The 10,674-nt window shown below is 67.2% G+C and carries 5 protein-coding genes and 1 tRNA gene; 5 read left to right on the top strand and 1 reads right to left on the bottom strand.

What is annotated here, in order from left to right:
• Positions 1-8: 8 nt before the first annotated feature.
• Positions 9-85, bottom strand: a tRNA-Arg gene (locus AC628_RS40785).
• A 287-nt stretch (positions 86-372) separates the two neighbouring features.
• Here AC628_RS40785 and AC628_RS40780 point away from each other — a divergent pair.
• The 5 genes from AC628_RS40780 to AC628_RS40760 all read left to right on the top strand — a co-directional run.
• Positions 373-5,580 (top strand): alpha-2-macroglobulin family protein, encoded by a 5,208-nt coding sequence (locus AC628_RS40780; protein ID WP_074132444.1) that lies wholly within the window; start codon positions 373-375, stop codon positions 5,578-5,580.
• Entirely contained in the window at positions 5,577-7,691 is a 2,115-nt protein-coding gene (gene pbpC, locus AC628_RS40775) for a penicillin-binding protein 1C (protein WP_074132442.1), read from the top strand. The genes AC628_RS40780 and pbpC overlap by 4 nt, the downstream gene beginning before the upstream one ends.
• An 82-nt stretch (positions 7,692-7,773) precedes the next feature.
• Positions 7,774-9,519 carry an ArnT family glycosyltransferase gene (locus AC628_RS40770; RefSeq protein WP_074132440.1) on the top strand — a complete coding sequence of 582 codons (1,746 nt, stop codon included), beginning with the start codon at positions 7,774-7,776 and terminating at the stop codon, positions 9,517-9,519.
• Between the two features lies 1 nt (position 9,520).
• Positions 9,521-10,366: a phosphatase PAP2 family protein gene (locus AC628_RS40765; RefSeq protein WP_074132438.1), complete on the top strand. Its 846-nt coding sequence runs from the start codon at positions 9,521-9,523 to the stop codon at positions 10,364-10,366.
• 69 nt (positions 10,367-10,435) lie between these two features.
• Positions 10,436-10,674: glycosyltransferase (locus AC628_RS40760; RefSeq protein ID WP_143202086.1), on the top strand; the 239-nt coding region annotated here is incomplete at its 3' end.

Genomic DNA, 10,674 nt, shown 5'->3' with positions numbered 1-10,674 from the left:
GTTTTCTTTGGCGATCCCGGCAGGATTCGAACCTGCAACCCGCGGAGTAGAAATCCGCTACTCTATCCAGTTGAGCTACGGGACCGTGGCCGCCTTGTAGCACCGCCATTATGAAAAATCCGCCTTTCCGCCAAGTCCGTCCGAACCGATTTCTGGGGGCGGACGACAAAGGCGAGCAGGGGCCCCGCCCTGCGTTGACCTGACCAGTCCGCCCGGCCGGCTTGACACTGGCGCCGCGGCTTGTCGAAGGATGTCGGCAATGCGATCTGCGACGTTTTCGTCCGTTCACGTCCGCGCCTTCACTCCGTCACCTTTTCGCGCATTTTTAGCCCCAACGCGGCGCTCGACCGCGGGGCGTTCAGGAGCTCCATCATGATCGGATTGGTTCGTGCCGCCGCACTTTGCGCCGCGCTGGCGCTCGGCATGGTCAGCGCCCAGGCTGCGGACAAGGCCTTCAAACGCGACGATCTCGCCGATTCCGCGATCAAGCTGGAGGCCCAGATCAAGAGCGAGGCGGGGGCGGTCAACAAGTCCGTGGCGACCTTGCGCACCGATGCGGACGCCGCCTTCAAGCGCAATGATTTCCGCGGCGGGCTCACGATCCTCGGTCAGATCGCGGCGACCGCGCCAGAGGACGGCGCCAACTGGCTGCGGCTGGCCAAGACCGTCTTCCAGATCCGGTCGGCGAGCTCCAGCGAACAGACCTTCCTGATGGAACGCGCCTCCACCGCCGCATACATTGCCTATCAGCGCGCCGGCAACGCGGGGGAGGAGGCCGACTCGCTGGCCGTGCTCGGCAAGGCGCTCGCCGAGCGCAAGCTGTGGCGTCCGGCGCTCGACGCGCTGCGGCTGTCGCTCGACCTGCGCGAGGTGGCCGATGTCAGAGGCCAGTATGAGAAGATGCGCGACGAGCACGGCTTCCGGCTGCTCGATTATACCGTCGATTCGGATGCGGCCTCGCCGCGAGCCTGCTTCCAGTTCTCGGAGGAACTGGCCAAGCGCGTCGACTTCGCGCCGTACCTAGCACTGGCCGGCACCGACAAGCCGGCCTTGTCGGCGGAAGGCCAGCAGCTCTGCGTCGACGGGCTGAAGCACGGCGAGCGTTACAACATCAATCTGCGCGCCGGTCTGCCGTCGACCGTCAAGGAGACCTTGTCGAAATCGGCCGAATTCAACATCTACGTCCGCGACCGCAAGCCGTTCGTGCGGTTCACAGGCCGGGCCTATGTGCTGCCGCGAACCGGCCAGCGCGGTATCCCGGTGGTCAGCGTCAACACGCCGGCAGTCACGGTCGACGTGTTCCGGATCGGCGACCGCAATCTGATCAACACCGTGATCGACAGCGACTTCCAGAGCACGCTGAGCCGCTACCAGCTCTCCGATCTCGGCGGCCAGCGCGGCGTCAAGGTATGGTCCGGTGAGCTTGCGACCGCCACCACGCTGAACCAGGACGTGGTCACGGCATTTCCGGTCGATCAGGCGCTCGGCGATCTGCAGCCGGGCGTCTATGTGATGACCGCCGCGGCGAAGGGCCCGGGCACCGATGACGACGGCACACTGGCGACGCAATGGTTCATCGTCTCGGACATGGGCCTGTCGGCCTTCTCCGGCAATGACGGTATCCACGTCTTCGTCAACTCGCTGGCCTCGACCGAACCGGTCGCCAACGCCGAAGTGAAGCTGGTCGCCCGCAACAACGAGGTCCTCGCCACCCGCAAGACCGATGCGGCCGGCCATGTGCTGTTCGAGCAGGGGCTGGCGCGCGGCGAGGGCGGGCTGTCGCCGGCATTGCTCACGGTGATGGGCGAGAAGGCCGACTACGCCTTCCTGAGTCTGAAGACCAACGCCTTCGACCTCACCGACCGCGGCGTCGCCGGCCGCGCCATCCCGGCCGGCGCGGACGCCTTCGTCTACGCCGAGCGCGGCGTCTACCGCTCCAACGAGACGGTCTACCTGACCGCGCTGCTGCGCGACGGGCAGGGCAATGCCCTGACCGGGACCCCGCTGACGATGGTGATCGAGCGGCCGGACGGCGTCGAATTCCGCCGCACCGCGCTGCCCGACCAGGGCGCCGGCGGCCGGATGCTGGCAGTCGCGCTGAACTCCGCGGTGCCGACCGGCACCTGGCGGGCCCGCGTCTTCACCGATCCCAAGGGCTCGTCGGTCGGCGAGACCACGTTCATGGTCGAGGATTACATCCCCGAACGGATCGAATTTGATCTGACCAGCAACGAGAAGGTGATCAAAGCTGAAGTTCCAGTGGAACTTCAGGTCTCGGGCCATTTCCTCTATGGCGCGCCGGCCTCGGGCCTGCAGCTCGAGGGCGACATGCTGGTCGCTCCCGCAGCGAACGGCCGGCCCGGCTATGCCGGCTACCAGTTCGGCGTCGACGACGAGCAGACCGCAAGCAACGAGCGGACCCCGATCGAGGATCTGCCGGAGGCCGATGCCAACGGCGCCGCCAGCTTCCCAGTCAGGCTCGAGAAAGTGCCGGCCTCGACGCGGCCGCAGGAGGCCCAGATATTCATCCGCATGGCAGAGAGCGGCGGCCGCTCGGTCGAGCGCAAGATCGTGCTGCCGGTGGCCCCCAGCGCCTCGCTGATCGGGGTCAAGGCGCTGTTCGGCGACAAGAGCGTGGCCGAAGGCGACAAGGCCGAGTTCGATGTCGTGTTCGTCGCGCCCGACGGCAAGCAGCTGTCGCGCAACGGACTGCGCTACGAGCTGCTGAAGCTGGAGTCGCGCTACCAGTGGTACCGGCAGAACTCGTCCTGGCAGTATGAGCCGGTCAAGTCGACCCGCCGCGTGTCCGACGGCGACGTCAACCTTGCCGCCGACAAGCCGATGCGCCTGAGCTTCCAGCCGCAGCCCGGCCGCTACCGGCTCGATGTGAAATCGACCGATGCCGACGGGCCTGTCACCTCGGTGCAGTTCGACGTCGGCTGGTATTCCGACGGCAGCGCCGACACGCCGGATCTGCTGGAAACCTCGATCGACAAGCCGGAATATGCCTCGGGCGATACCATGACGGTGTCCGTCAATGCGCGCACCGCCGGCAAGCTCACGGTCTATGTGCTCGGCGACCGGCTGCTGACGACCGAGAGCGTCGACGTCAAGGAAGGCACCCAGCAGGTCAAGCTGCAGGTCGGCAAGGACTGGGGCACCGGCGCCTATGTGATGACGACGCTGCGCCGTCCGCTCGATGCCGCCGCCGGGCGCATGCCGGGCCGCGCGATCGGGTTGAAATGGTTCGGCATCGACAAGAAGGCGCGCACGCTTGCGGTGGAACTGTCGCCGCCGGCCCTGGTGCGGCCCGGTTCGACGCTGAAGATCCCGGTCAAGCTGGTTGGGCTCAATCCCGGCGAGGACGCCAAGGTGGTGCTTGCCGCAGTCGATGTCGGCATTCTCAATTTGACCAATTACAAGCCGCCTGCGCCGGACGATTACTATCTCGGCCAGCGCCGCCTGACCGCCGAGATCCGCGACCTCTACGGCCAGCTGATCGACGGCATGCAGGGCACCCGCGGCCAGATCCGCAGCGGCGGCGACGCTGCCGGCGCCGAGCTGCAGGGCTCGCCGCCGACGCAGAAGCCGCTGGCGCTCTATTCCGGCATCGTCACGGTCGGCCCTGACGGCACCGCCGAGGTGAGCTTTGACATCCCGGAATTCGCCGGCACCGCGCGGGTGATGGCGGTGGCGTGGAGCGCCACCAAGCTCGGCCGCGCCAATGTCGACGTGACCGTGCGCGATCCCGTGGTGGTGACCGCGACCTTGCCGCGCTTCCTGCTGACCGGCGACAAGGGCACCATCAGCATGGATATCGACAATGTCGAAGGTCCCGCCGGCGATTATGCCGTCAGCGTCAAGGCCAGCGGCCCGATCAAGGCCTCGGGCAATCCGACCACGACGGTGAAGCTCGCCGCCAAGCAGCGCACCTCGCTGTCGCTCGGCCTCGAGGCCAGCGGCGCCGGGCGAGCCAATTTCGACGTCGATATCTCCGGGCCGAACGGACTGACGCTGGCGCGGCACTATGCGCTCGACGTCAAGCCGGCGACGCAGGTGCTGGCACGCCGCTCGATCCGCACCCTGGCGAAGGGCGAGAGCCTGACGCTGACGTCGGACATGTTCTCCGATCTCGTGCCGGGCACCGGCAGCGTCTCGATCTCGGCGAGCCTGTCGACCGCGCTCGATGCGGCGAGCATCCTGAAGGCGCTCGACCGCTACCCCTATGGCTGCTCCGAGCAGATTACCAGCCGCGCGCTGCCGCTGCTCTATGTCAACGATCTCGCCGCCGGCGCCCATCTTGCGATGGACACCGCAGTCGACCAGCGCATCCGCGACGCGATCGAGCGGCTGTTGGCGCGCCAAGGGTCCAATGGTTCGTTCGGCCTTTGGTCGGCGGGCGGCGACGACGCCTGGCTCGATGCTTATGTCACGGACTTCCTGACCCGGGCCCGCGAAAAGGGCTTTGCGGTGCCGGACGTGCTGTTCAAGAGCGCGCTCGACCGCGTCAGGAACTCGGTGGTCAATGCCAACGAGCCGGAGAAGGACGGCGGCCGCGACCTGGCCTACGGCCTCTACGTGCTCGCGCGCAACGGCGCCGCGCCGATCGGTGATCTGCGCTACCTCGCCGACACCAAGCTGAACAATCTGGCGACGCCGATCTCCAAGGCGCAGCTCGCCGCGGCGCTGGCGCTGGTCGGCGACAAGGCGCGGGCCGAGCGGGTCTATGGCGCCGCGCTCGACGCGCTGAACCCGAAACCGGTGATCGAGTTCGGCCGGGTCGATTACGGCTCGGCGCTGCGCGATGCCGCGGCGTTGGTCTCGCTTGCGGGCGAGGGCAACGCACCGCGCAGCACGCTGACGCAAGCCGTGCTGCGGGTCGAAGCGGCGCGGGGACTGTCGCCCTACACCTCGACGCAGGAGAATGCGTGGATGGTGCTGGCGGCGCGCGCGCTCGCCAAGGAGACGCTGGCGCTCGACATCAACGGTCAGCCGGTCAAGACCGCGGTCTATCGCAGCTACAAGGCCGAGGAGATGACGGGCCAGCCGCTCAAGATCACCAACACCGGCGATGCGCCGGTGCAGGCGGTGGTCTCGGTGTCGGGCTCGCCGGTCACGCCGGAACCTGCGGCTTCCAACGGCTTCAAGATCGAGCGCAGCTATTTCACGCTCGACGGCAAGCCGGCCGATGTCACCAAGGCGAAACAGAACGACCGCTTCGCGGTTGTCCTGAAGGTGACCGAAGCCAAACCGGAATTCGGGCACATCATGGTGGCGGACTATCTGCCGGCCGGGCTCGAGATCGACAACTCGAACCTGGTGTCGTCGGGCGATTCCGGCACGCTCGAATGGATCGAGGATGGTGTCGAGCCGAAGAACACCGAGTTCCGCGATGACCGCTTCACGGCGGCGATCGACCGCGGTGCCAACGACAAGTCGGTGTTCACGGTTGCCTACGTCGTGCGCGCGGTGTCGCCGGGCAAATACGTGCTGCCGCAGGCCTATGTCGAGGACATGTACAACCCCTCGCGCTACGGCCGCAGCGGCACCGGTGCGGTTGAGGTGAAGCCCGCGAAATGAGTGCAACGTTGAAGGTAGCTCTGGAACGCGGATCGCGCTGGCCCCGGATCAAATCCGTCCTAGCGATCGGCGCCGTCGCGATGCTGGTCGCAGCCGGCGCCTTCGCAGCCTGGGTCGTCTCGCTCGGTCCGCTGCCGCTCACGCAGGCGCAGCAGGTCTCGACGACAGTCGTTGACCGCAACGGCAAGCTGTTGCGCGCCTATGCGATGGCGGATGGACGCTGGCGGCTGCCGGTCGATGCCAAGACGGCAGTCGATCCTACCTATCTGAAGCTCCTGTTCGCCTATGAGGACAAGCGCTTCTACGAGCATCATGGCATTGATCCGCTGGCGCTGTCGCGCGCCGCATTCCAGCTGCTCACAAGCGGCCATATCGTCTCGGGCGGTTCGACGATCACGATGCAGCTGGCGCGGCTGATCGAGCCGCGGCACCAGCGCTCGGTCTACGCCAAGCTGCGGCAGATGGTGCGCGCGGTCGAGCTGGAGCGGCAGCTTTCGAAGGACCAGATCCTCGATCTCTATCTCGCGCTGGCGCCGTTCGGCGGCAATCTCGAGGGCGTGCGCGCCGCCTCGATCGCCTATTTCGGCAAGGAGCCGAAGCGGCTCTCGCTGGCGGAAGCCGCGCTGCTGGTGGCGCTGCCGCAATCGCCGGAGCGGCGTCGGCTCGATCGTTATCCGGAAGCCGCCCATGCCGCGCGCGATCGCGTGCTCGACCGCATGGTCGAAGACGGCGTGGTCTCGAAAGACGACGCCGCGCAGGCCACGGCGACCGCGGTGCCGAAGCTGCGCAAGCAGATCCCGATCCTCGCGCCGCATTCGTCCGATCAGGCGATTGCGACGGTGAAGGATGCGCCCGTCATCAAGCTGACGCTGGACGCGACGCTGCAACGGAACCTGGAGGCGCTGGCGCGTGACCGCGCCATCGCGCACGGGCCGGACGTCTCGGTCGCCATCGTCGCGGTCGACAATGAGACGGGCGACGTGCTCGCGCGCGTCGGCTCGGCGGACTATTTCGACGAACGGCGAGCCGGGCAGGTCGACATGACGCGCGCGGTACGCTCGCCAGGCTCGACGTTGAAGCCGTTCATCTATGGGCTCGCCTTCGAGGATGGCTTTGTCCATCCCGACAGCCTGATCGAGGATCGGCCGATCCGCTTCGGCACCTACGCGCCGGAAAATTTCGACATGACGTTCCAGGGCACGGTGCCGATCCGCAAGGCGCTGCAATTGTCGCTGAACGTGCCGGCGATCGCGCTGCTCGACCGGGTCGGCGCCAGCCGGCTGTCGTCGCGGCTGAAGCAGGCCGGCACCAGTCTCGTGCTGCCGAAGGACGAGGCGCCGGGTCTTGCGATGGGTCTCGGCGGCGTCGGCATCACGCTGCAGGATCTGGCCCAGCTCTATTCCGGCCTGGCGCGGCTCGGCGCCACCAAGCCGCTGCGCGAGATCATGCGGGAGAATGATAGCCGCGACACGATGCGGCTGATGGATCAGGCCGCGGCCTGGCAGGTCGGCAATGTCCTGCTCGGCACGCCGCCGCCGGAGAACGGCGTGCATAACCGGATCGCGTTCAAGACCGGCACCAGTTACGGCTATCGCGATGCCTGGTCGGTCGGCTTCGACGGCCGCGTCACGATCGGCGTCTGGGTCGGCCGTCCGGACGGTGCGCCGGTGCCGGGCCTGGTCGGGCGCACGGCGGCGGCGCCGATCCTGTTCGACGCCTTCGCGCGCACCGGGAAAATCCCGGCGGCGTTGCCGAAGCCGCCGCGGGGCGTGCTGGTTGCCTCCAACGCGAAACTGCCGCCGCCGCTGCGCCGGTTCCGGCCGCTCGGCGAACTGGTTCGCAGCGGCAACGACCAGGCTCCGCATATCCAGTTTCCGCTGAACGGCTCACGCATCGACGTCGATCAATCTGAGAGCGGCCGCAATGCGCCGCTACCGGTCAAGGTTGCCGGCGGTGTGCTGCCGCTGACGGTCCTCGTCAATGGTGTCTCAGCCGGGGACATCGACAGCCGTCGCCAACGACTGATCGACCCGCCCGGACCGGGTTTCGCACGGCTCACCGTGATCGACGCTACGGGTGCCGCGGATACCGTTGTGATCCGCGTGCAATGATCGCGCAGGAAAGCGGAACGGCACGGTCGGAAAGCGGAACAGCACGGTTGTTTGCGCTGCGGTTTCATCGTATGCGAAACCCATGGTGGACGGCCTCCAACCCCGGCGCTTCGGAGCAGGGCAACAGTTTGTAAAACCTGCGCATTCGAGCCGCAGGCTGTTCATGGCGTTCGAGTTCGCGACGGCCAGCCAATGGCGGTCGATCCTGTTCCTGACGCTGACCTGCCTGGTGCTGTTCCTGCCGGGCTTCTTCACCATCCCGCCGGTCGACCGCGACGAGGTGCGCTTTGCCCAGGCGACCAAGCAGATGGTCGAGAGCGGCGATTTCGTCGATATCCGCTTCCAGGACGACGTCCGCTACAAGAAGCCGGTCGGCATCTACTGGATGCAGGCGGCGGCGCTGAAGACGATCTCCGCGCTCGGGGTACCGCGTGCCCAGGTCCGCATCTGGGTCTACCGCCTGCCGTCCCTGATCGGCGCCATCGGCGCCGTTTTGCTGACCTATTGGACGGCGCTTGCCTTCGTGACGCGACAGGGGGCGGTGCTGGCCGCCCTGATGATGGCAAGCTGCGTGCTGCTTGGGGTCGAAGCGCGGCTCGCCAAGACCGACGCCATGCTGCTGCTGACGGTCACCGCGGCGATGGGCGCGATGGCGCGCGTGTACCTATCCTGGCAGCGCGGCGAGGATCCGGCGCATCCATCATGGGGCCCGCCCGCGATCTTCTGGACGGCGCTCGCGGTCGGCATCCTGCTCAAGGGACCGCTGATCCTGATGTTCGTCGGCCTTGCCATGGCCGGCCTTGCGATCCTTGATCGATCGGCGGCGTGGTTCTGGCGGATGCGTCCGGTCTGGGGCCTGATGTGGACCCTGGTGCTGGTGCTGCCGTGGTTCGTCCTGATCTTCCTGCGCGCCGGGGAGACTTTCTTTGCCGACTCGGTCGGCGGCGACATGCTGAGCAAGCTCGGCGCACAGGAATCCCACGGCGCGCCGCCCGGGCTCTATCTGCTGCTGTTCTGGATCACGTTCTGGCCCGGTGCGCCGCTTGCCGGCCTCGCGGCGCCCGCGGTCTGGCGTGCGCGACGCGAACCCGGCGCGCAGTTTCTGCTGGCCTGGCTGATCCCGTCCTGGATCGTGTTCGAGGCGGTTCTGACCAAGCTGCCGCATTATGTGCTGCCGCTCTATCCCGCGATTGCGATCCTGACCGTGGGCGCGCTGGAGCGGCGCGTGCTGTCGCGCTCCCCCTGGCTGTTGCGCGGCGCCGCCTGGTGGTTCGCGATTCCTGCGTTCGGCGCGGTGCTGGTGATCGTCGGCGCCATCAAGGCGATCCATCAGCCGGTATTTCCGGCCTGGCCGCTGTTTGCCGTTGCGATGGTGTTCGGCCTGATCGCGTGGTGGATGTTCGAGGACAGCCGCGCCGAGCGCTCGCTGCTCAATGCGGTGATCGCCGCGGCGCTGATGGCGGGCGCGACCTATGGCGTGGTGCTGCCACGCCTCACCACCGTGTTTCCGAGCCAGGAGGTCGCGCGCGCCTTGCGCAACGTGACCTGCGTCGGTCCGAAGGCGGCGGCCGCCGGCTTCCACGAGCCGAGCCTCGTGTTCATGACCGATACCTCGACGCTGCTCACCGATGGATCGGGAGCCGCCGATTTCCTGGGGCAGGGCTCCTGCCGCTTCGCGCTGGTCGAACAGCGTTCGGAGCGCGCCTTCGTGCAGCGCGCCGAGGCGATCGGCCTGCGCTACAACGCGCCGGTACGGATCGAGGGCTACAACATCTCGCAGGGCAAGGCGGTCTCGATTGCGATCTTCCGTTCCGAAGGGACGGAGTGACATGCCGGCGCCGCCAGCCAACCCGGAATCCGCCAACTATTTCGGACGATTGCTGACGCTGGTCTGGCTGTCCTTTGCCCAGCTCGTGCGGGCTCCATCGCATTCGCGCCGGGCCGAGGCGGCGCGACGCTCCGCGCGCCATGTGCTGCTGCTCGTTGTCATCGTCGGCGCCGTGATCATCACGCTGATGTATGTGGTCGATGTCGCCGAGATCAGCCTGATGCCGCCACGCGGCACTCCTGGTCTCTGGTGGGTGAAGATACTCACCGATTTCGGCAAGGACGAGTACGTGCTAAGTGCGCTGGGTGTGCTGCTGATTGTTGTCGCATTGACGGCGCCTGCGTTGCGCAGCGTGCCGCGCGCGACCTTGCTCGGCTTTGGGACGCGGCTGCAATACCTGTTCCTGTCGGTCGCGCTGTCGGTGGCGGTGGGTGAAGTGATCAAGTGGGTGGTCGGCCGCGGGCGGCCGTTCGTCGGCGGCAAGGCCAACGCCTTCAACTTCCAGCACTTCGCGGGCACCGAGGCCTATTCGAGCTTTCCGTCGGGGCATTCGATCACGGCATTCGCGCTGGCGTTCGCCGTTTCTGCAGTCTGGCCGCGCGCACGGGTCGCGATGCTGGTCTATGCGCTGATCATCATCGCGACGCGGCTGGTGCTGCTGGCCCATCATCCGAGCGACGTGGTGGCCGGTGCGGCCGTCGGCATAATCGGCGCAGTGGCCGTGCGCTACTGGTTCGCCGCCCGCCGCCTTGGTTTCGCCATTGATCGCGATGGTACGGTCGTGGCCCTGCCGGGACCGTCGGAAGAGCGCCTCAAAAGGGTTGCGGGGAGCGCCTTCGCCCCATAAAAGCGGTCGCCCGGCGGCCGGATCGGGCGGGTTCCGGCCGCGAACCCCACATCAACCACGAGTGTCGAATTGCCTGTTTCCGACCAGACGCCGGTCGCCGTTTCCATCGTCGTGCCCGTGCGCAACGAGGCGGATAATATCGCGCCGCTGATCGCCGAGATCGCGGCGGCGCTCGACGGACGCTGGGTCTACGAAATAGTCTACGTCAATGACGGCTCGACCGACACGACCGGCGAACGGCTGAGCGCGATCATGACGCAGCGGCGCAACCTCCGGCAACTCCGCCACGCGGTCTCCTCGGGGCAGTC

The organism is Bradyrhizobium sp. NAS96.2 (genome assembly GCF_001908235.1).
Taxonomy (GTDB): Bacteria; Pseudomonadota; Alphaproteobacteria; order Rhizobiales; family Xanthobacteraceae; genus Bradyrhizobium.
This window is presented reverse-complemented; position numbering and strand designations above follow the sequence as displayed.

What these genes read in the sequence shown, in the direction of transcription:
- AC628_RS40780 (WP_074132444.1), top strand. Translation starts at nt 373, where the DNA reads ATGATCGGATTGGTTCGTGCCGCCGCACTTTGCGCCGCGCTGGCGCTC.
- pbpC (WP_074132442.1), top strand. Translation starts at nt 5,577, where the DNA reads ATGAGTGCAACGTTGAAGGTAGCTCTGGAACGCGGATCGCGCTGGCCC.
- AC628_RS40770 (WP_074132440.1), top strand. Translation starts at nt 7,774, where the DNA reads ATGGTGGACGGCCTCCAACCCCGGCGCTTCGGAGCAGGGCAACAGTTT.
- AC628_RS40765 (WP_074132438.1), top strand. Translation starts at nt 9,521, where the DNA reads ATGCCGGCGCCGCCAGCCAACCCGGAATCCGCCAACTATTTCGGACGA.